A 21726-nucleotide genomic window follows, 5' to 3' on the forward strand; every position below is an offset into this window, starting at 1 on the left:
GGTCGGCGCGGCCGACCTCGAAGAGGCGCTGAAAGGCCTCGGACTTGTGTGCCCTCGGCAGGATTCGAACCTGCGACACCTGCCTCCGGAGGGCCGTTAAGTACTTTAACTACGGCCTCTACCAGCGACTATAGCATCACGCAGGGCCGCAGAGACCTCAGAAATCCCACCAGATCACTCTGGTTCATGTCACGAACCATGTCATGAAAACTCGGCTGGCCTAGCTCGCGGGAATCACTCAAGCGGGGGAGACGTCGGGCTTCACTTGGCAGCCGGACGCTCAGCTGTTTCGGAAGTTGGTGGCATGGCGCTGCCTGGAGGTAAACCCCGCGTTGGACAGTCGGACGTGCGGCCATCCGGCTAACTCCCTGTCTGGTGGCGACTATCGGTCACGCGCTCTCGTGCCGATGAGCGGACGTTCGGTGTCGAGGTCCGCCGGGTTTGTGACGGCCGCACGGTGGCGGTTCAGGTCGTTCGCGCTCTGTCGAGGTTTGAGCGGATGATCAAGGTCGTAGGGTGGTTAAGCCCCAGGAGCCGCTCGCTGTCGGTGAGGGCGGTCTCGTACAGCGGGATCGCTCGGCCCAGATCACCCGCAGCCTCGTAGGCGTAGGCCAGGTTGTTGCGTGAGTTCAGTGTGTCGGGATGGCCGGGTCCTAGTACCCGCTTCCGGTCGGCGAGAGTTGCCTCGTGCAGCGGGATCGCCCGGCCGAGGTCGCCCACCGACTCATAGGCGAGGGCCAGGTTGTTGCGCGAGGTCAGTGTGTCGGGGTGGTCGGGTCCTAGTACCCGCTTCCGATCGGCGAGAGTTGCCTCGTGCAGCGGGATCGCCCGGCCGAGGTCGCCCACCGACTCATAGGCGAGGGCCAGGTTGTTGCGCGAGGTCAGCGTGTAGGGGTGGTCGGGTCCGTTGAGGCGTTGGTAGCTGTCGCGGGCGCGTGTGTAGTAGCTAATGGCGGTGCCGACGTCGCCCTGTCCTTTGAGGTAGCGGCCCAGCTCGTTGAGCAGGAGGCTGGTCTGCGTGGTGTCGGTGTCGGGGCTGGCGTGTTCCAGCAGAGTCCGCGCATGGGGCAGGGCCTTCCGATAGACAGGCCAGCCCGCGGGAGTCAGTGGGTCCAGCGTGGAGAGAGCGGTCGCCAGAATGGTCGCGGTGCTGTTGCGGGCAGTGGCGATGTCGGCGGGCTGCCGGTGCGGGTCGGCCAGGTCGGGGGTGCGGGTGACCGCTTGAACCAGGCGGTGCACGGCGACGGTGTTTCCGGTGAGGGTGATCATGCTGTAGGCGGCCAGGCGGCCCAGCGCCTCGGACAGCTCCGGTTCCCCCACTGCACCGGCCAGCAGGTCGCGGGGGATTCCGTCTGGGGCGTACCAGGCCAGCTGCCTCAGTACCTGGCCCGCGGCCGGGGTGCCGGCCAGGTGGTCGAGGGTGACGTGCCAGACCCTGGCCATTGTCCGTTGTGCGTCACCGCTCTCCGCCGTCGCGGTGAACGCCCGCGCCGGAAACCGTGCCAGCAACTCGAGATAGGCGGTAGGGCTGGTGCGGGTCTGCGCGAGATAGGCGCCTGCCTGCTCGACCGCGAGCGGCAGCCACCCCAGCTCCCTGCACAACCGGTCCGCGCCGGTCAGGTCCGCGTCGTGCCAGTCCGAGCGCACGATCCGGGTCAGCAACCGCTCTGCCTCGTCGTCGGCGAGCACGTCCAGTGGCACCGTCTCCGCCGCCCGCCACCCCGAACGCTGACGACTGGTGATCACCACCGTGCCCGTCCGCACCCTCCCCAGCAACCCCGCCACATCCCGTGGACTGGTCACATTGTCCAGTACCAGCAGCCAGTCGTCATGCGTCGCCAGCCACCGCACCCCCAGCGCACTGCGCTGCTCCACGGGAAGCTCTCCGGTGGCAGGCTGGAGGGCTTCGGCAAGCTCAGCGAGACCGGTGTCGATCGCGGCCGGAGATTCCGCGGTGATCCACCACCGGAACCCGAACCGGCCTGCGTACAGGTGTGCGAATCGGGCCGCGAGCGTGCTTTTGCCCACCCCGCCCAGACCGTGCACCGCGACCACCGTCGCCCGCCCGGACTCGCTCAGCACCTCGTCGAGCCGGTCCAGCTCATCAGTACGGCCCACGAACAATGCCGTGTCGAAAGGAATCCGGGACAGCCCCGGCACCGCAAGCACCGACTCGATCGCGGGCAACGGAGCCTGCGTAACGGTGTAGATGTGCTGGGTGTTGTTGTCGCCGACCTGCACACCCCGGCTGTTGTTCACCGCGTGCACGGGCGGCGCCACGCCGACGGGGTCGGGAGGATCCGGGGACGGCGGGCTTGTGGGCATCGGGAGCCGTGTCAGTGGAAGGTGTTGGTTTGGGTGTTGTGGTCACCCACCTGCACGCCCTTGTTGCCATGCAACAGGACCCGGTACTTGCCCGCCTGGGCCCCCTCAGGGTCGGTCAGCTCCAGCACCTTCAGCGCCGCGGCCACCAGTTCTTGGTCGTCCCCGGCGCCGACTGCGGTCAGCGCAGCGGTGAGCTCACGCCGCCCCACGGTGTCGCTTTCGTTCTCGGTCAGCGTGACCGCATCGGCTTCCACCAGTTCCATAACCTCGGCCGGCGCTGCCTTCGTGCGGCGCAGCGCGCGTGCAGCCAGTGTCTTCAACCCGGTGTAGGCATCCTTGACTGCCGAGGACGCCGTCTCACCCGCACCCGCCGCAGCACCAGCCGCCAGCGCAGCCACCACCAGCTCCACCGACTCGATCACACAAACCCCCTCGTCTAGCCCGGACTGTCAGCTACCAGTATCGACCGAACCGACAAAACCGCTACAAACACAACCGGACCACCCGCATCCCTAACGTCCGCTCATGCCGCTGTGAGGACCCTTCAGGTAGGCGGCTGGACCGGCCACGCTGCCCGGTAGCCACAGCCGCCAGGCTCACCACATCAGCCGAGGAGCGCTCTAGCGGTCACGATCGCCACAGCCAATAACTGACACCCACCCTCGGGATTCGGCTCAGATGCCGCTATGTCGGCGCCTGGGTAGGCAAGATGCCATCTATGATTACTAGCAACCCGGGCGTCCCGGAGCAATCGGCGGCGTCTTCGCCGCAGGGGCCGATACCCATGCCGTCTTCGCCTCGGCCACCGTTGCGGCCGGTGCCGGGCAGAGTGATTGCGGTGGTCGCGATCGGTGTCGGCATCGCCACTGTAGGTACCGTGATCGGCCTGTGGTGGGCAGGCACCGCTGGCCTGATTGGACCAGAATTGGTTACTGCTCGGTTCGACGCGCTCCGCACGGGTTTGAGCATCGGTTTGGGCGGAGGTGGGCTCTTCGCTCTCTACCTGGCCTGGCGTCGTCAAAACGCCACCGAAGTCGCTCTCGTGCAAAAAGAGCGCGACCAAGCCGACGTGGCTCGCGCGTATGAACTCCAGCAGCATGTACTCGACCACACCCGCTTCGACGCAGAGGCACGCCGCGTGACCGACTTGTACTCGGTGTCCGTCGAACAACTCGGCTCCGACAAGGCACCGGTACGGCTCGGCGGCCTCTACGCGCTCGAACGGCTAGCCCACGACAACGCACGTCATCGCCAGACCGTGGTCAACGTTCTGTGCGCGTACCTGCGGATGCCCTATACCCCGTCCAGCGTCTCGACCTCGTCAGGTGCTGGCGACACGCGCCGAGACCAAGAGCAGGAACGCGAAGTACGACTCACCGCGCAGACCATCCTGGCCAATCACCTCGACCCCGACGGACTTGACGACGACCCGACCGGGTCCTTCTGGGGAAGGATCGACCTCAACCTGGCAGGCGCGGCGCTAATCAATTTCGTTCTACAAAACGCCGAGGTGCGCTCCGCAACGTTCCGCAACGCGACCTTCTACGGCAAGGCATCCTTCAGAGAGACTACATTCAAGCTATCCACCGTGTTCACCGGTGCCCGGTTCACCGACGGCGTGTTGTTTGAGGCAGCTTTGTTCACTCACGTCGCCCTCTTCCGCGGCGTCATCTTCGAACACGAGGCGCTCTTTACGTACGCTGATTTCGAGAGCGGCGCAGTATTCACCGGAGCCGTGTTCAGTCAGCTAGCCGACTTCTCCTCTGCCTCCTTCAAGCAAGCCGCCGGCTTCGCCGAAGCCGATCGCAGCAAGGAACTGTGGTCTGAAACTGTTTACACGACCGAGGGAGGTGCGACGTTCATGGGCGAGGCGAGGTTCGGCAGAGCGCGTTTTGCCAGCGTTTGGTTCGGTCGCTCGACCTTCGCAGGGGCGGCGGATTTCACCGGCGCACGGTTTTCCGGGCCAGCCGAGTTCGCTTACGCCGATTTCGCTGCTGACGTGTCGTTGAGCGCAGCTCACGTCCTCGACCATCCCGACTCGCGGGACGCCTGGCCCCCAGGATGGGAGCGATCATCGGAGGTCTACTCCCAACCGAACCTGGACGGGAAATGGCACCTTCTCGAGCTTGCTACGCCATCGTGATGCAGCACCAGACGTCTCCTGGGGAAGCGCGTTGAGTCTTTCCAGGGTGACAGCCTTTAGCTAATGCCGGAGTCTCTGTCGGTGACCGGCACTTTCCCGATCTCGCTGGCCTGGTGAAGCCATTCACGATGAGCCTTCGCAACAGCCCTAGTGGCCTATGCATGTCGAGGCCGGATTGCGCCCGATGACATCGGCTGACGAGCGTTGTGTCAGGGTGCTCGCAGTTTTGGTGATGGTTTTCAGTTCCCGTTTTTAGCTGACGCCTGGCTTAGACTTGTTTACGTTCACAGCTGGACCGCGCCGCATTTGCAGGTGCCTTTTTTCGGCAGCCACCCACATGACGCGCACCGAATGTGGTCAACGAGGTCGAGCACGGCCCTGGCGAAGGCCCGTGCATCCGCCTTCGTTAGATCCCACGACCGCGGGTCAGGGTGCACGGTGAGGTTGCGCAGGAGCTTGTGAGCCGCCACTCGCTGCACCGCTGGCTCGGCCGCGGTGTCAGCCAGCCGCGTGCGCACCACCGCCCAGAGGTCGGCAAGTGTGTACTTCTCCTGCCTTGGGATCTCCAGTCGCATGCTGAGAGTGAGGCGGTCGCAGCTGAGCTCTAAAAGCTGTCCAGCCGCAGCGGCGATCGACCGAGGCTCGCCCGCATCGATCATAAGTAGAAGGTCCTTCTTTAACCGGTCCGCCGCGGGTGGATCAAACACTGGACCGGTGTCGAATTCCCAGTCGCGAATTTCGAGTCCAAGCACCGCGTGATCATGGGCGCCGAACAGATCCCGCAACTGATCGCGCCAGAGACGGTCGTGCGCGGTAATGATGAGCTGCCAGTCAGCGAAAAATTCGAGCACGTAGGTCATGAACGCATGGCGCACAGCGGCATCGACGCTCTGCAAGACATCATCCAAAATGAGAATCTTGGCTTGACCGCGCTCGGCAGCTTTCTTGTCGACCGAGGTGAAAAACAGCAAGGCGATGAGATCCTTATATGCCTCTGAGAACAGCTGCTGAGGGAAGCAGTTGCGCCCGTTGTGCAGCCGCACAACAACGTCGAGCGATAGCGGCCCCGACTCGGCAAACACGACGTCGACCCGTTCGACTGGGTATCCCTGCGCGATCCGGTTAAACGCCTGAGACAGGTCGGAGCCGATGCCCGCCAGAATCGGTCGCAGGATCCGTGTCTGTCTCTCGTGGGCGACCGGGTTCAATACGTTACCTGCGGCCTCTATGCGCTTCTTGATGGCCGTAAGTTCGTTGTAGATCCCAGCAAGTTCCTGCGCGGCCGCTTTGGTGGCCGGATCAACTTCGTCCCATCCCTGTTGCTCTTCGAAAGCTTTCCAGGTCATGCCTCCCATAAGGGTATTACGAACGGTTCTGAGGAAGCTGTTGCGGTCCGCGAGATCGAGCGGGCCGCAGCCCAGAATCTCGGCCAGCCTGCTCGCTCCGCTCGTACGACGGATGCGCAGTTCGGCTTGGTCGGCGGTCAGTCGATGGATCTCGTCTTGAGGTCGGCTAGCTAACTTGCCAGCCTCGCTCGGGAAGTAGTCCAGCAGCAATGAACCGCGTTCCATTGCGTCGGTGTCGAGGAATCGCAGGATGTCGTGACGGTTTAGGGTTATCGGCGCCAGTCGAAACCCAGTTGAGACAGTCTTCGGCTCGGCGACAAGATACCCGGCCGATGCCCTAGTGACCCGCCGAACTATCTGTCTCCCGTCGGACAGCGCAGCGATCACCTGGGGGCTGCTGTCCTTGGCGAATGATGTGACCGACGAGCTCACAGGCGACTCAAAGTTCGATGACCTGCCGATTCTGCCCTGTAAAGCAAACTCGATGCCATCAACGATGGTCGACTTCCCCACTCCGTTCTCGCCGAAGAGGATTGCGGACGTGACAGTTCCACCTTGCTCGAACTTGACCTCCACTCGTCTCGGAGAACCTCGGAAACCACTTAGATCGACCGAGCGCAGCCGCAGGGTGCTCTCGCTCAGGTCGTACTCGGGAGCTTCGTCGCCGGATTCGACAGCGTCGGAGACTTGCCGGTTTGCGGCCTCGGCAAGCAGGTCTGCGGCCGACCGGGGATCTTCCCAAGTCTGCGGTGGTAGCTCAATGTCGTAAAGGCCGCGCGCAACTGTGTGGACAAGACCCTGTATGCGTTCAGGTGTTGCGTTCGCCAGTACGCCGTGGAAGTCGGGTCGCACCCGACGATCCTCCTGCTCGGTCAGGAAGTCCCGAGCTGAGTTGCGGAGGCTCGGCGGGCACCGGACCCGACGCGACACCTCTACCGCCACGAACGCTGCTGCCATTCGCTGGCCCGCTGTCAGCTGACCGGACAGCATGATCATGGTCGCGCCGAAAAACACCTGCTGCAGAGCAATTCGTAGCGGCTTGTGGTCGAGGGTCTCCGAAGCGTCGTCGGCCAGGCGCCGTACCGCCAAGAAGTACGCCCGGATCCGGTCAGCGCGCGGGAGTGACCTGCCACGTGCCTTCTGAATGAGCGAACTCGTCGAGCGATCCTCCCATTTTGCGGCGAACCTGGTGAAGTTCCGGTCTGCCCGTTCCCTCGCTGTGCAGAGCAGCCGAAGAGCATCTGCCGCGTTTGTCAGGTGCGCAGTGAGCTCTGCTGGTGGTTTCGAAGTATTTCTCAACTAGCTTGGCCTTCTGTGGCGGTGCGCGGGGGCACTGTCCTGTGGGGTCGTGATCCGAGCGACCACGACCCCGGTCCGTCTGCGGCAGGACATACCAACATAGTCGATTAGACGCGCTTAGTCGTCACAGCGGCCCCTTATGCGACCTGCACAGTTACTCCGTACATGCTGCCAATCGTGCGGCCACGACATCCTCTGCCGATGAGCGGACGGCGCCACCCGTCCGGCGGTTCCGTGGCGCGGGCACAAAGGCATATTCATGGCGTTCGCGCTCTGTGTAGGTTCGAACGGGTGATCTGGGTTGTGGGGTGGTCAGGTCCTAGCACTCGCTCGCTGTCGGCGAGGGTCACCTCGTAGAGCGGGATCGCCCTGTTCAGGTCACCCACGGACTCGTAGGCGTAGGCCAACTCGTAGCGCGAGAGCAGGGTGTCGGGGTGGTTGGGGCCTAGCACCCACTTCCGATCGGTGAGGTTGGCCTCGAACAGCGGGATCGCCCTGCTCAGATCACCCACTGATCGGTAGGCGGTCGCCAGGTTGTTGCGCGAGAGCAGGGTGTCGGGGTGGTCGGGGCCCAGTACCCACTCTCGGTCGGTGAGGTTGGCCTCGAACAGCGGGATCGCCCTGCTCAGATCACCCGCCGACCAGTAGGCGGAGGCGAGGTTGTTGCGCGAGTTCAGCGTGTGGGGGTGGTCGGGGCCGTTGAGGCGTTGGTAACTGTCGCAGGCGCGGGTGTAGTAGCTAATAGCGGTACTGACATCGCCCTGCCCAGCGAGGCAACTGCCTAGCTGGTTGAGCAAGTGGCTGGTCTGCGTGGTGTCAGTGTCGTGAGTGGTGTGTTTCAGCAGCGCTCGCGCATGGGGCAGGACAATTCGATAGGCAGGCCAGTCCATGGGACTGCGCGCATCCAGATCGGTGAGGGCGTTCGCCAGAGTGGTCGTGGTGCTGTCGCGGGCGGTGGCGATGTCGGCGGGTTGTCGGTGCGGGTCGTTCGGATCGGATGTGCGCGTGACTGCCTGTACCAGGCGGTGCACGGCGACGGTGTCCCCAGTGAGGGTGATCATGCTATAGGCGGCTAGGCGGCCCAACGCCTCAGACAGCTCCGGTTCCCCAACGCCACCAGCCAGCAGGGCCCGCGGAATCCTGTCCGGCGCATACCAGGCCAGTTGCCGCAGCACCAGCCCCGCGGCCGGGGTGTCGGCCAGGCGGTCGAGGGTGACGTGCCAAACCCGCGCCATGGTCCGTTGCGCGTCACCGCCCTCCGCCGTGGCGGTGAACATCCGGACCGGAAACTGTGCCAGCAATTCTAGGTATGCGGCCGGGCTGGTGCGGGTCTGGGCCAGGTAGGCCCCGGCTTGCTCGACGGCCAGCGGCAGCCATCCCAGCTCGCCGCACAACCGTTCCGCGCCGGCCAGGTCCGCTTCGGGCCAGTCCGACTGCACGATCCGCGCCAGCAACCGCACGGCCTCGTTGTCGGTGAGCACGTCCAGCGGCACCGTCTCTATCGCCTGCCATCCCGATCGCTGACGACTGGTGATCACTATCGTGCCGGTCCGCACCCGCTCCAACATACCCGCCACATCCTGTGGAGTGGTTACGTTGTCCAGCACCAGTAGCCAGTTCTCGTGGGTCGCCAGCCACCGCACCCCCAGGGCACTGCGCTGCTCCACGGAGAGTTCTCGGGTGGCGGGCTGGAGGGTTTCGGCGAGTTCGGCGAGGCCGGTGTCGAGAGCCGTGGGGGAGTCTGCGGTGATCCACCACCGGAATCCGAATCGGTCGGCGTGCAGCTGTGCGAACCGGGCCGCCAGCGTGCTCTTGCCCACCCCGCCCAGGCCATGCACCGCGATCACCGTTGCTCGCCTTGACTTGTTCAGCACCTTGTCGAGCTGGTCCAGCTCATCGGAGCGGCCGAGGAACAGCGCTGTGTCGAGAGGGATCCGGGACAGGTCCGGCACCGCATGTACCGACTCGATTGCGGGCAGCGGGGCCTGCGTGACGGTGTAGTTGTGTTGGGTGTTGTTGTCGCCGGCCTGCACGCCGCGGCTGTTGTTCACCGCAAGCACAGGCGGCGCCGACCCGACGGGGTCGGGAGGTTCCGGGGGCGGCGGGTTGGTGGTCATCGAGGGCCGGTTCAGTGGAAGGTGTTGGTCTGGGTGTTGTGATCGCCTACCTGCACGCCCTTGTTGCCGTTCAGCAGGACCCGGTACTTGCCCGCGTGGGTCCCGTCGGGGTCGGTCAGCTCCAGCACCTTCAGCGCCGCGGCTATCAGCTCTTCGTCTGCTCCGACGTCGGCTGCGGTCAACGCGGCGGTGAGCTCACGGTGTCCCGCGGTCCTGGGCTCGTCCTCGGTCAGCGTGACCGCGTCGGCTTCCACCAGTTCCACAACCTCGGCCGACACGGCCTTCGTGCGACGCAGTGCACGCGCAACCAGTGTCTTCACCCCGGTATAGGTGTTTTTGACTCCCGTGGACGCTGTCTCACCCGTACCTGCCGCAGCACCAGCCGCGAGCGCGGCCACCACCAGCTCCACCGACTCGATCACGCAAACCCTCTCGTCTGGACCCGGATCGTCAGTTACCAGTATCGACCGAATCGACTAAACCGCTACAAGCCACACCGAACCACCCGTATCGCCAACGTCCACTCGGCAGCCTAAGGCGTTGTGCGCCAAGCGGCTGGTTGGTGTCTCGTCCGTCATCGGTCCCTCCATAGCAGTCAAAGGGGTGATCTCAGCAGCGTGTGATTGGGTCTTCTCGCGGAGTGTGAGGCCCAATGTGTTTGACCACGGCGACGTCAACGCTCATGCTGTATGGCCTCTGGCAGTCCGTATGCTCCGACATCAGCCAGCTGGTCTATGACATCGAGACATCTCTCGCGCATCGGTTCGTCACCTTGCCGATAGAGTCGGAGTACTACCGTGACGATGTCCCGACTGGTTGCGGCACTGGCTTTGCTGAGGTCGCCGAGGTCGCCGCCAGCGTGTTCGACGGCGCGTTCGCAGGCGTCGATTGTTGTCGAGGGCAGCAGTTTGTTGCTGCATTCGAGTGCGTGGAAGAGTTCGCCGTAGGTGTCTGGGAAGGCTTGGCTGAATGTGTATGCGGCCACGAGGCGTTCACGGATCATTGCCGAGTCCGGCTCGTCCAGGGCTCGGATCGCTGCTGCCGCGGCCTTGCGGGCCTCTGCGTCCTCGTCATCGAGGAGTTTGATGAGTACGTCGAGGGCGAGATGTGGCGCTCTGGCGAGAGTTTGTGCGGCCCCTTGCCGGGCAGGGGAAGGCAAGTCGATGACGTCGGTCGGGCATGCCTCGGGCAGCAGATTTGTCAGCCATAGCTGTGCCCAGATGCGGCCCGCGCGCACTGCAATGTGGTGATCTGCTTCTAGCGCGCGATTGAGGTGCCGAGCGAAGCGGGTACCTGCATCACGGAGTGCGTACTTCAGCAGTCTGTTGGCGGCTTTTGAGTGGTGGATCTCGATGGCGCTGGTGGCGAACAGGCTGTCGGCGATGTCGAGTGCTTGCTCCAGGTGGCTATTGAATAGTGCCAGCAGTGGGCGGGTGGCTTCTGCGCGTACTGACAGGATCGGGTCTTGCGTGAGATCCGTCACGACCGGGAGTAGCCGCAGTGCGTGCGCGTCGTTCGCGAAGAGAATCTGACCGATCGCGGTAGCGGCTACTCCTCGGGTGGAGTTCATCCCTTGCGTTGCTAGGTCGAGTTCGCCGTCAGCTCGGCGGAAGGAGAGTTCAGCCGCAGGGTCGGCTGCTCGAGAGTAGTGCTCGAGCAAGCCCACCATCGCGTCTGTGGCTTCGTCAGCGGAGTTCGCGATCGCCCGGCATATGGTCTGCCCGGCTGCTTCCCCTGCGACTCGCTGCGCGTGTTCACACAGTTCCGTCAGTTTTGTGGTGGAAACCTTGCCGGTCACAGCGTTGATGACAGCGATGAAGTTGGATGCCGGTGTCTGTTCGTCAAAGGTCAAGGCGAGTTCAGTGAAGCGTTGTGGCTCGATCGCGGCGCGCCGACCGAGCACTTCAGCAAGTTCCCGCGAACCGCCAATCTCAAATTTTGGGCGGGGTTTCTCTTCGTCTGTCCCGTATTTGGTGATGGCCCGGGACCAGTCCTGGTTGGTCATGTGTTCGCCAGCTTCTTCGGGCACAGGTGAGCCGACGGTGTGACATTCCATGGGCTCAGGTGGCTGCGGGGTTACGTTGGGAAATTTGCGTTCGAGTTCGCCGAGCCTTCGTTTGACGGCGGGCGACAGGCGGCTGCCGGGTAGAGCCGACAGGAGTGCGTTCTGGCTGTACCCCCGGTCTTCGCCTCGATTGGGCTTTCTTTCCCACGCGGGGTAGTACGCGAGTAGGTAGGTGCACAGAGCATCGAATTGGTCGTCACTACAGTGTCGTGTCGTTGCTTCGATAAGCTCGCGTGATGCCCAGGCTCGACTGCCTTGCCAGCCGAGCTTCAGGTTTCGGTAGTCCGATAGCAGCCAGTCGATGGCTTCGTCTGCCGCTTGGTCGGCTAGGGCAGCATAAGTTCGGCATGCGAGGAATCGCGCGACCTCGTAGTCGCTGTTGCACAGTTCGTTGATGACGGTGCTCGGCCCGTTCCAGAGTTCGGATGCGGTCGCGCGCAGGGCGATATCGACGCCGTCGAGGACGGCGTCATCGACTTGCTGCGAGCCGTAGATCCGGTATGCCCACGGGCCGCCATCTTTCAGCTGGTCGTCGTCGTCGTCGCCGGTGGCGGTGTCGGCCAGTACTGCGATGACGAAGGGCAGTACGTGGTCCAGGTACTGTCGGGGCGCTGCCTCGGCGATCTCGATGATCGTCGTTCCGCCACCAGCACCTCCGGACTCGTCGATGTAGCCCTGGAACGGGTCGTTGGTGCCGTCTGCCTGTGCTCGGTCTCGAGCTCGGTTGAGGTAGGCGCCGACGACTCTGGCCGCTCCGGCGGGGTCTTCGGTTTTCAATCCGCCGACGATCGACCAGAAATTGCTGTTGACTGCGATGGGGCCGCGAGCGCCGTCGAGTAGGCCGCGGTGGAGAAGGTCGACTGTGAGGTCGACCAGCCCGGGAGACAGGCACCACTCGATCATGGATCGAAGACGCCAGTTCCACTCGTCGGAGCTGCCAACGAAGGGTTGGACCAGCTCAGTAATTCGTTCCCCGCGTTCCCTGCCGGCTCTGATCAGTACGTTGGCGGTTGGGTTGGCCGTCACTGGGTCTGTCAGCAGCGGCTCCCACCGGCTGGCCGAGTCAGCAGCGTCGAACCACACAGGCGTCGCCAGCAAACCAAGTAGACGCCCGCTACGCCGCGATCCTCCGAACGCGAGTGATTCAACTGCTCGCCAGTCATCTGCGGATGCTGGCAGGGTGCTGAGCACACCGATCACGACGTCGAGAAGGTTCGACCGCACTGAGTCACTGGCCAAAAGCCGGATCGCGTCCGCCCGGAACCGTCGTCGATCCACCCCGATGAGGTGCTCGAGGATCTGCCGTAGCTGAGCTCGACGGAACAGTTGCTGGCCGGAACGTAGTACAAAGTCGAGCAGATCTAGGCCGTCGGCGACGAACTCTTTCGCGAACAAATAGTCGAAGTACGTCTCGTGAAAGAACTGAACTGTGGCGCCGTCGTCACGAACGATCCCCGCGGAAACCAGTGATTGGTGTGCGCGTCCCGGAAGACGCTCGAGGAGGGTGCACGGTGCGTGCAAGGTTTCGTGTTCGCTCATATAGGTCACGAGGGGTGCGATCGCCCCGTGCCAGCCGGCGGACCCGAGGTCGTCCTCGACCTGTCGGCGGAGCTGCTGTGTGAACTGCTGATAGAGGTCAGGGAGTGTCCGATACGACAGCTCGCGTGACTCGGGCGCTAAGTGGAAAAACACCGCCAGGTGCAGAGGGACCCGCAACAAGTTCAGCGTGTCCGGCGTCAGCGAGGCCGGTTCGACACCGAAACCGTCGAGAGCGTCATGCACGGCCGCCGCGTCGAGGTCACCGAGTTCGATCTGCTCGACGTCGTCCTTATTGGCGAGCAATGACCGCATCCGCGGGTCGGCCGACAGATCGACTGTACGCACGACCAGGATGATCTTCATTCGCGCGTGTATGCCGGCTTGCTCGACCACTTCGGTGACAGCCTCGTAACTGTCGGGCATGCGGCCGCTATAGGTGCTTACGGCATCGAGCTGGTCAACGAGCAGAACCGTTTGCTGGCCGTCGGCAGCCGACGCCAGTGCATTGACCGGGGACGAGCTCAGTTCCGCTGCGTGTCCTAATGCGGTGGCACTCCGGCACACCTTGTCGATCGCGTCCATGCGCACGACCGCGGCAGTCCATCCAGCTTGGACCAGCTGCTGCACAGCTTCGGCTGCGACCGTGCTCTTGCCCGAGCCCGCACGACCGTGCATCACCACGACTCGGCGGCCGTCAGCGGCGGTTAGTCGATCTATAAGACGCGGTACTCCAGGATGCGCGGCCATGACAGGCGGCCGGGCCGTCCGGTTCCGACGATCGTTCCGTGTCACCGTGTCACTGATTGCGTCGCTATCCGATACATGCGGGTCGACGGTCGGGGTGCCGGATTGGACTGATATGGAGTAGACGTTGGTTTGGGTGTTGTTGCTACCAACCTGCACGCCTTGGCTGTGGCTGAGGTCGACAGGCCGCGCCCGCTCGGGCGGCTTCGGACTGCAGTCTTGTGAGCCCATTGTCGCTACTGATCGAAGTTGTTGGTCTGCGTGTTGTGATCGCCGATCTGGACACCGCGGCTATCTCGAACTTCCACCACAGACTTTCCCGCTGTGCTGGCTATATGCTGCGTCGTCGATGCATCCGCAGGCTGCGGGTTACTCTGTCGCTGACCCAGTGAGATCTTCAGGGCGGCTGCCGTGAACACCAAGCCCACGATGCCAGCCACCCAGCTCAAAGCTTCAACCACTGGCCGTACTGGGTGGGTTTCGACCCACAGCCAGTTCAACGCGCCAACTCGCCACAACGCCCAGAATGCCAAGCCTGCACCCGCAATGCCGGCAAACCACCAGAAACGACGACTAAGCCTGCCCATGCGTCCTCCCCTTCGGATGCCGTAGTGCAGATACTAGTTCTTGCAGTAATCGCTCGTGTCGGGCAAAGCCTGCGATGCCAAGGCTTGCGCTGAGCGGGTACAAGGCGCTGTGGTAGTGGAACGGCCACGTCGACGTCGTGTACATCGGTCCGCCGGGTTCCCAGGCGGGATCGGCGGTCAGTACTTCCATTCCCAGCCGCCTCCGGCGTTGGTCAGTCCGCCGGGGATCAGCGCGAGTACACCGTTCTTGGCTGTGACCTGGAGTTCCAGCTGGCCGGTGTACTTCGAGTTCGACGCCCAGTTGTTAGGCAGGGCCTTCAGGCTGCTGCTCTTGCACATGCCGAGCTCGGCCGGGGTCGTGACGCCGTCCGGTGTGACGACTTGGAAAGCGAAGGGGTTGATCGTCCCGCCCAGCTGGATCGCGTCCTCAGGGGAGAGTTGGTTCGTCGCGACGCGGATGTCCAGCAGTAGCGTGTGCTTTCCTGCCTCGGGCTTCATATACGGGTCGCACTTCGGGTCGACGGTGATCTTGTCGATCGTGAAGGTGACGACCTTTGTTGTGCCGTCCTGGCTCGTGAACCCCGCGGCCTCGCCTAACTGCTTCGGCACTCTGCCTTGAGCGTTGGCCCCGGCGGGGGCGTTGTCGGTCGGCACCGCGGCCTGGGGCGACGCACTGGGGAGTGCGGCGGCGTCCGGAGTTGTCGGCGCGGGCTGGGTTCCGCACGCACCCGTTGTGGCGAGTACGGCGACGGTGCCGGCGAGGGCGATGAGTCGAGTGGTGCGCACTGTGGAGCTCCTTGATCAGGCAGAGGTGCCTGGAAAGGTCGCTCGACATGGCGCGGGTGTTACGTGGGTAGATCGAGTCGGGATCAGGCTGTGTTCTAGCCGATGCCGAATGAAGGGGGATCTTTAGGCGCGGCGGCGCGGTACTTGAACGGCCAGACCTCACCCACTCGGAGAGGCGCACCCGTCGCCGCATGGCGGACACCGCAGCTGATCGGCAGAGCCGCCGGGCTGGAGTAGACCCAAGATGGTTCGGCGTGGTGCGTCGGGGCTGTACTCGAGTTGCGGCGTCGAGTTGCCGTGGGGCGCCGAGACTCTCCAACGGAGCAATGATGATCACGGAGTGTGGTAGCCCCATCCTCGGACCTGCCGTCTGGTAGTCCATTCGGGCTGTCCTGTCGAATCCTCTGGCACGGCCCCCTCGCCGCAAATAGGGTATCGACCCGATTGCGCTGTGTTTACTGTTCGAGGGGAATTCGGGTGACGGAGCATCCAATGTCGGAAACAAGCAACGATGACAGAGAACGCGTGGCAGCGCATAAAGTCTCGCAACAGCAAAGCGTGCTGCGGGAAGCGAAAGTCAGGCAGCGGCTTCGCTATGTCTGGCTCCTTGGTAGTCTGATCGTTACCATTGGACTTGGTGGGGCCACCGCTTACGGATTCTGGATCACCAACCGGACGCCGTTTAGCTACGTAGGCCTGATCGCGGGTGCGGCGTCGACGACTGCGGCCGCATGGTTGATCCTGCGGAACCGGCCGGACATCGCTGATGAGGCTTATCGGCTGTCCGAGCATGAGCACAAACATATGTTGCTGGTTTCTGCTATTTCTCGTGAAGCCAAGAAGTCGCTGCGAGTGTACAGGGCGCTATCCGCCCGTGACATCGACGTCTACCGGCGCAAGGCCACCAGAAACCGCCGAGTCCACAACCTGTTCCAAGGAATCATCATCGTGGGTTCGATCGTGGTGACCAGCCTGACCAGCGCGGGCCTCACCGAACCGATACTGCGCTGGGGTGGTGCCAGCGTCGCGGCCTTGGTGAGTGTCTCCGCCGGGTTTACCGGCTATTTCAAGTTCCGTGAACGCGGGTTCAACCAGCAGCAGACCGCCGACGCGATTGAAAAAGAATACAACGCCGTCGACCTCCGCGTTGGCGACTACGATACCGACGAGGACAAGGCTCTCAAGATCTACGCGCTGAAGGTCGAGGCGCTAAAGGAAGAGCAACGTAAACGCGAACTGCAGTTGGAACAAAGCTCCTCGCCCGAGGAGAAACAGTAGTCGATCCTGCCGTGCCCGCGACTCGCGGTTCACATTGTACAGGCGGAGCAGGTGCCACACGGTGGGAACTGTGCGGGCGCGGCAGGTCGAGTTCGTTGTCGGCGAGGTGTAAACCTCCGTCTCGTGAGCGGCAGTGCGCCGAGACAGGTCCCCGCGCAGGCTCGCGTCGTCTGCGCCTTCGAGCGCTCACGGGAGCGAAGTACGGCGGCTACGATCCCAGGCCGACATATGTCCAAAACTGGTGATCGGTGACCGTGCACCATCCTCGCATGAGTGAGAACGGTGTTGAGCATTCGCAGGGGCTGCACCTGGTGCACGACGGTCCACGCATGCACCGCCGCCGTTGCTCATCCAATGCTCGCCAGTGGCCTCCAGGGCGCGGGAGTTCACTGGTCGGCGGACTGCCTCTATCCGCCCTGGAGATGCGGGCAGATAGAGGCAGTCCAAGCGTATTTAGGCGTGTGCCTTGGTCAGTCCGACGTTGTTGTCCCAACCGCCCAGGTAAGCGCCTTCGGCTCCGAAGTCGATGTTGAAGTCATGTGCCGAGTTCAGAGCGCGGTTGGTGACGTGCGCGTATCTGCAGTTGTTGTCGCCGAGAATCGACGACATGTTCGCCTTCCAGTACGAGTCGGGTTCGACGCGGTAACCCGCCGAGTCGCACGGCCCTGCGTTCCCGTAGATCGTGGTCATGCTGCCCGCGGCGTTGCGGTTGTAGTTCCCGTTCGAGTACCAGTACATCAGGGGAGTGGCCTCGGTGATCGCCGAAATGGCGTGCCCGTCACCCTGGGACACGAGTCCGGCCGCGGCCGCGGCCGGCGATACCTCGGAGCACGACTTCGCCAGGACGGGCGACACGTCGCCGTTCTCGGCCGGCCCGACCACCCAGGCGCAGTAACGTCCCGCCGATTCCTCGCTCGCGGTGGCCGCCGACGCGGAGGTGCCGCATAGCGCTGCGAGCGCAAGCGTCGCCACACCAACGGTAAACATCTTCGATACGCGCTTCATTTCAACCCTCTCGACATACCTCAATTGGATGCAACCCTCGAAATTGACCGCACAGCGCACCCCTGAAAAATTTCCGTGGTCCGCTGCAAGCGCAGGGAACATGGTGAACGAAAGAAAGTCGGGGCAGTGGTGGTTCAAGAGCTAAAGAGAAGACTGCCGTAATAGCGCCAGCTCAAACAGGTTCAGCTTCGTTGTCGACAGATGGCCCTGGTGTGAGCTGCGGTGCGACTAGAGCGCAGGTGTACCTTGCATTGGAAGTCCTCCCCAGTTGAACCGCTTCGCGCTAAGAATTGCGATCAATTAACCCTGCCACTAGATCAACATGTCCGAACACCACCGAACGAGTGTGACCGGGGTCACTTGAGGCTATTTGTCATATTCTTATGATTAATGAGTGCATGTAGCTGATTCGCTACGAATTGCCCTAATTTAGACTCGTTGGACGGAGGTTTCTCGGCGGCGTTGGGTTCCACTGTGGCGAATCGGGACGAGAGGTTGGCTTTCGCGCGGACCGGGCTTGACGGGTCTGCGGCGAGGCATCCTGATGCGGTAAGAGCTAGTGCTCGAGTCTGATCAGGAGTTCCTCGATGATGTCCGGCGCCGACACGACAATGAAGCCGAGAGCTCCCAGGGGGATTGCGTAGGCTGCAACCTGGATGCCTTGGCGCACCGAGCGAATCCCTCGATAACCCACGAAGCCGATCGCGACTACCGTTGCGAGCAGCAGGACCTCGATACCTGAGCGGCCGGACTGCCGGACGATGTCAGCGGCCAGCAGTCCGACTACCGCGGCGGTCGCCACGGTGCCGCGGGTATCGGTTCGCCCGATCGCGCTCAGCAGAAATCCAGCGAGCAAGCCGCCGGCGACCGCCAGCGCGCACCACAGCACCGTTGTCGACACATCGACCTGGTACGGCATGCCCGCATATTTGATGCCGTAGACCAGCGCCTTGCCCCAGTAGAAGGCAAGAACGGCCGCGATCAGCGCTCCGACCGCCCGGATTGCCGCGCGTCGACGAGGTGCGCCTGCTGTTACCGCGACGACCAGTACGATCCAGATGGTGAAGCTGTGCGCCAGAGGCCTCAGCACGTCGCTGTAGTAGGCGTAAGCGCCTACGGCGCCAGATGCCACACCCGCCAGGATCGTGCCGAGATCAGCGGCGCGAAAATAGTCCGACCGGGGGGTTCGTGTTGCGTCGTCCTCAGTCTCAACCGGCACATTGACCCCCAGTTAGCGCATGTAGCGATGGCCTGCAGTCTCCTGCGAGGAGCGACGAGTCGGACACCATCCGTAGTCGCCTCTCGGGAAGCATACCGGCATGATCAAAAACTGGACGTGACGCGGGCGGTCGCACGACCTCGTGTCGGCAAGCTGCGCCAATGTCAACGGGGGAGCTGCTGTGCAGCCTTCCGCCGCCTGCCTCAAAACAGGTGGCGAGTCCGCGCGGCACGCCTGCTCTCGCTTGTCAGCCGCGGGGGCGTCCGCCGGATTCGGTGGCGGTCCCGGTCACCGGTGAGGCGCGTCGCCACCGCGCCGCGCGGAGGTTTCGCGTCGTCGGTCATGGTGCCGACCTGTGGGTTGTCGGCCGTGTGCGGGGAATGACGAGACACAGGAGTGAGGTTCGACTACGCTGACCGCTCGGCCGATTACGCTCGTGTAGTAATCGCGTGCGGTGGGGCCGTGGGGGCGGCTGGTAGGCGATGTCGGGCGAGGGGGAGGGCGAAGCCGGCGTGTCGTTGAATGTGGCCAGGTTGCGGCAGCAGGCTGGTGAGCTTGATGCTGAGCTGGAGCAGGCCCGGTTTACCGGGCGGTCGGCTGACGGTGNTAGTAATCGCGTGCGGTGGGGCCGTGGGGGCGGCTGGTAGGCGATGTCGGGCGAGGGGGAGGGCGAAGCCGGCGTGTCGTTGAATGTGGCCAGGTTGCGGCAGCAGGCTGGTGAGCTTGATGCTGAGCTGGAGCAGGCCCGGTTTACCGGGCGGTCGGCTGACGGTGTCGCGTCGGCGGTGGTGACCGGTCAGGGCAAGCTGGTGGATCTGACGATCGCGGATCATGTGATCCGGAGTACGCATCCGCAGCGGCTGGGGCCCGCGGTGCTGGAGGCGGTGTCGGCGGCCCGGCGTGCGGCCGCCCAGGTCGGTGCCGCCAAGGTCCGCGCGGTGGTGGACAAAGATCAGGAGTGGATGCCCGAGCCCGCTCATGGGCCTGTGGCAACCCAGGGGAACGACGTCGCGCCATCACCTGCTCCCCGAGCCGCGACAGCGGCTGAGCCGCGTAAAGCGCGTCCCGATGCCGGAGAGGTCGAGGAGGAGAGTTTCGATCAGCTCGATTTCTTGGACGTTGATCTCGAGGATGAGGGGCGGGATCGCTGGTGAGCTACCAGGACGAGCTGTATCACCTGGCGCGGGAGATCGATGCGACGGTGGCCGCGGTCGAGCAGGCCGCGACGGGTGCGGCGCGGGATCGTGTCACGTGGACGTTGCCGGGGGAGCTGGGGTCGGTGACGGTGACCGGGGGCGGTGAATTGGTCGATGTGTCGGTGGACGTGGCCGCGATGAAGGCCTACAACGCGGCGAGCCTGTCGCGGCAGCTGCTGCTGGGAATCCAGCGGGCCGAGGAGACCGCGGCCCACCGGTATGCGGCGGCGATCGCGGCCGTTCGGGATGAGGAGCGGCTGGTATGAGTCTTCCGGATCCGTTCGACCCCGGGCCTGGTCAGGGCTATCACGTCTACCCGGAGAAGCTGCGGGCCGCGGCCGACACGATCGCCGAGGCGGCGGGACTGCTGCAGAACTTCGCGATCGTGGACTTGGCGGACGTCGCGCTCGGCCCCTACGACCTCGGTTTGCCGGGGACGGCGACGAACCTGATGCCCGGGCTCGACGGCCTGGGGACGGTGGACCGGTACAACGCGGCCATCAACACGATTCAGCGGATCACGGCCGAGAACTCGACCCAGCTCGCAGTGCTGAGTGCGGCGTTGGGCAAGGCCGCGAACCATTACGGGCAGCTGGATCAGGAAGCGTATGAGCGGATGAAGAAGCTGGAGGGTGAGATCAAGTGACCACCCCCGATCCCGGGCAGGCCGCCGCGGAACTCACCACGATGACCTATCCGGAGGCCGCGGATGCGAAGATCCGGGAGTACGCGGACCTCATCGGCGCACACGGGATCATCGGGCTGCTCGACAAGCTCCGGGTGTTCGTCGCCGGTGACCTGCAGAAGACGCTGGATCTCGCGGATGTGTTCGCCAGGCAGAGCAAGCTGAAGGACGCGGCCGAAAAGGTCAATGACGCCAAGCTGTCGCTCCATGCCGCGTGGCATGGCGATGCGTTCGACCAGTACTCGATGTATTCCGGAATGGTCGTCGACAGTCTGAACAAGGGCCAGGCATCCGTCACGAGCCTGACCAAAACGGTGAGCACAGTCGCGATCACGGTGATCGACACGTACAAGAACCTGCTGCTCGCACTCGGGAACTGCGCGGCCAACCTCGCGCAGCTGAGCGGGAAGTTCGCAATCGTTCTCGGGTCCTTGGTCGTCCCGCCGTTGGCGGTGCTGTCGGCAAAGGACTTCGTGGACGCGATCAACTCGGCCTTCGAGAAGTTCTGGCGTGACTGCAACACGCTCCTCGCCAGCATGATCACCAACATCGGAGCGCTGGTCGGAAGCGGTCTCGAGCTGACGGCCATCGAAACCACCTTCCCCAAGATCCCGGATGTCGGCACGAGTGCCGAGGTGGTCGGGGAACCCCGCCGCTGGCGGATCAAACCGGGAGCCGATCCTTCGTGAAACCACCTCTGTCCCACAGGCTCGCCATGCTGATCGCCGGCGGGCTGGTGGTGCTGGCAGGCTGCGGCACGAACCCGCCACCGACACCGCCGGAACCGTCGGTGTCGGTCCCGCCGATCCCCGCACAGCTGAACGGCGCCAAGTTCAAGGCGGATCCGTGCACGGCGATCACCGTGGAACAGTTGCAGAGCATCGGCTTCAGTGACAACGGCACCCAGCAACGCGGCAGGGACGGGGAATGCGTCATCGCGCTCGGCCGGTCGGTCGAGGTGACCGCATCGTGGCATCCGGTGCTCGAGGCCAACATCCGCACGCTCTACCGCGATCACGCGAGTGGCCGCCACAACCCGAAAAACTGGGAAGAAGTCACCATCAACGGCTACCCCGCAGTGATCACAGAGATCGAGGAGAACATCCCGACCAAGAAGGACGAGGGACCGCTGGCGTGCAGGCTGGCTCTCGGAGTCGACGACACCACACTGGTCTACGTCGGCGCCAACACCCGCGGCCGCGAGGAAGCCGGCCCCTGGCGGAACGACCCCTGCGGCGCGGCCAAGAAGATCTCCGAATTCGTCCTCGACAACCTCCGCAGCTAGGTGCGGAGGTCTGGCCCGCGATACAGCAAGCGGAAGCCAGCGTCAGACGTGACGCAAGGCGTCGAAGCTCTCGCAACCGCTCGTTGATTCCGCACTGTGCCTGACCC

At 63.8% G+C, this 21726-nt stretch carries 17 protein-coding genes and 1 tRNA gene; 7 read left to right on the forward strand and 11 right to left on the reverse strand.

Going from position 1 to position 21726, the window contains the following annotated elements; all coding sequences use genetic code 11:
• Positions 1 to 49: 49 nt before the first annotated feature.
• The 3 genes from ACXIZN_RS40915 to ACXIZN_RS40925 all read right to left on the reverse strand — a co-directional run bounded on the left by ACXIZN_RS40915 (position 50) and on the right by ACXIZN_RS40925 (position 2747).
• Positions 50 to 116: transfer RNA gene (locus ACXIZN_RS40915), tRNA-Ser, on the reverse strand.
• Between the two features lie 349 nt (positions 117 to 465).
• On the reverse strand, positions 466 to 2325 hold the full coding sequence (locus ACXIZN_RS40920; RefSeq protein WP_457960089.1) for a tetratricopeptide repeat protein: 1860 nt from the start codon (positions 2323 to 2325) through the stop codon (positions 466 to 468).
• An 11-nt stretch (positions 2326 to 2336) separates the two neighbouring features.
• Positions 2337 to 2747, reverse strand: coding sequence for a hypothetical protein (locus ACXIZN_RS40925; protein WP_457960090.1), 411 nt, complete (start codon positions 2745 to 2747; stop codon positions 2337 to 2339).
• Positions 2748 to 3163: 416 nt separating this feature from the next.
• Between ACXIZN_RS40925 and ACXIZN_RS40930 the strand changes: the two genes are divergently transcribed.
• A complete protein-coding gene (locus ACXIZN_RS40930) occupies positions 3164 to 4468 on the forward strand; it encodes a pentapeptide repeat-containing protein (RefSeq protein ID WP_457960091.1) in 1305 nt (434 codons plus the stop codon).
• A gap of 284 nt (positions 4469 to 4752) precedes the next feature.
• Here ACXIZN_RS40930 and ACXIZN_RS40935 read toward each other — a convergent pair whose 3' ends face one another.
• From ACXIZN_RS40935 to ACXIZN_RS40960, 6 genes are all read right to left on the reverse strand, one after another.
• Complete coding sequence (locus tag ACXIZN_RS40935; RefSeq protein ID WP_457960092.1) at positions 4753 to 6903, reverse strand: AAA family ATPase; 2151 nt, start codon at positions 6901 to 6903, stop codon at positions 4753 to 4755.
• Positions 6904 to 7370: 467 nt separating this feature from the next.
• A complete protein-coding gene (locus ACXIZN_RS40940; protein WP_457960093.1) occupies positions 7371 to 9230 on the reverse strand; it encodes a tetratricopeptide repeat protein in 1860 nt (619 codons plus the stop codon).
• Positions 9231 to 9241: 11 nt separating this feature from the next.
• Positions 9242 to 9652, reverse strand: a complete 411-nt coding sequence (locus tag ACXIZN_RS40945; RefSeq protein ID WP_457960094.1) for a hypothetical protein — start codon at positions 9650 to 9652, stop codon at positions 9242 to 9244.
• Between the two features lie 251 nt (positions 9653 to 9903).
• The gene (locus tag ACXIZN_RS40950) at positions 9904 to 13416 is read right to left on the reverse strand and encodes a hypothetical protein (RefSeq protein WP_457960095.1); all 3513 of its coding nucleotides are present in this window, start codon (positions 13414 to 13416) and stop codon (positions 9904 to 9906) included.
• A gap of 398 nt (positions 13417 to 13814) precedes the next feature.
• Positions 13815 to 14165 (reverse strand): hypothetical protein, encoded by a 351-nt coding sequence (locus tag ACXIZN_RS40955; protein WP_457960096.1) that lies wholly within the window; start codon positions 14163 to 14165, stop codon positions 13815 to 13817.
• Positions 14166 to 14342: 177 nt separating this feature from the next.
• Positions 14343 to 14951 carry a hypothetical protein gene (locus tag ACXIZN_RS40960; RefSeq protein WP_457960097.1) on the reverse strand — a complete coding sequence of 203 codons (609 nt, stop codon included), beginning with the start codon at positions 14949 to 14951 and terminating at the stop codon, positions 14343 to 14345.
• A 477-nt stretch (positions 14952 to 15428) separates the two neighbouring features.
• Between ACXIZN_RS40960 and ACXIZN_RS40965 the strand changes: the two genes are divergently transcribed.
• Positions 15429 to 16229, forward strand: coding sequence for a DUF4231 domain-containing protein (locus ACXIZN_RS40965; protein WP_457960098.1), 801 nt, complete (start codon positions 15429 to 15431; stop codon positions 16227 to 16229).
• A 453-nt stretch (positions 16230 to 16682) separates the two neighbouring features.
• On the opposite strand, the gene ACXIZN_RS40970 is transcribed toward ACXIZN_RS40965, so the two are convergent.
• Together ACXIZN_RS40970 and ACXIZN_RS40975 are read right to left on the reverse strand one after the other, a co-directional pair.
• Positions 16683 to 17201: a hypothetical protein gene (locus ACXIZN_RS40970; protein WP_457960099.1), complete on the reverse strand. Its 519-nt coding sequence runs from the start codon at positions 17199 to 17201 to the stop codon at positions 16683 to 16685.
• A gap of 589 nt (positions 17202 to 17790) precedes the next feature.
• On the reverse strand, positions 17791 to 18453 hold the full coding sequence (locus ACXIZN_RS40975; protein ID WP_457960100.1) for a hypothetical protein: 663 nt from the start codon (positions 18451 to 18453) through the stop codon (positions 17791 to 17793).
• Positions 18454 to 19103: 650 nt separating this feature from the next.
• Between ACXIZN_RS40975 and ACXIZN_RS40980 the strand changes: the two genes are divergently transcribed.
• From ACXIZN_RS40980 to ACXIZN_RS41000, 5 genes are read left to right on the forward strand one after another with little or no spacing between them, the layout of a single operon-like run.
• The gene (locus ACXIZN_RS40980) at positions 19104 to 19607 is read left to right on the forward strand and encodes a YbaB/EbfC family nucleoid-associated protein (protein WP_457960101.1); all 504 of its coding nucleotides are present in this window, start codon (positions 19104 to 19106) and stop codon (positions 19605 to 19607) included.
• Positions 19604 to 19915, forward strand: coding sequence for a hypothetical protein (locus tag ACXIZN_RS40985; protein WP_457960102.1), 312 nt, complete (start codon positions 19604 to 19606; stop codon positions 19913 to 19915). Before ACXIZN_RS40980 ends, ACXIZN_RS40985 begins: the two co-directional genes overlap by 4 nt.
• A complete protein-coding gene (locus tag ACXIZN_RS40990) occupies positions 19912 to 20295 on the forward strand; it encodes a hypothetical protein (protein WP_457960103.1) in 384 nt (127 codons plus the stop codon). The genes ACXIZN_RS40985 and ACXIZN_RS40990 overlap by 4 nt, the downstream gene beginning before the upstream one ends.
• Positions 20292 to 21023 (forward strand): hypothetical protein, encoded by a 732-nt coding sequence (locus tag ACXIZN_RS40995; protein ID WP_457960104.1) that lies wholly within the window; start codon positions 20292 to 20294, stop codon positions 21021 to 21023. The genes ACXIZN_RS40990 and ACXIZN_RS40995 overlap by 4 nt, the downstream gene beginning before the upstream one ends.
• A complete protein-coding gene (locus tag ACXIZN_RS41000) occupies positions 21020 to 21619 on the forward strand; it encodes a DUF3558 domain-containing protein (protein ID WP_457960105.1) in 600 nt (199 codons plus the stop codon). Before ACXIZN_RS40995 ends, ACXIZN_RS41000 begins: the two co-directional genes overlap by 4 nt.
• Positions 21620 to 21726: the final 107 nt, after the last annotated feature.

It is taken from the genome of Amycolatopsis sp. TRM77291 (assembly GCF_054166285.1).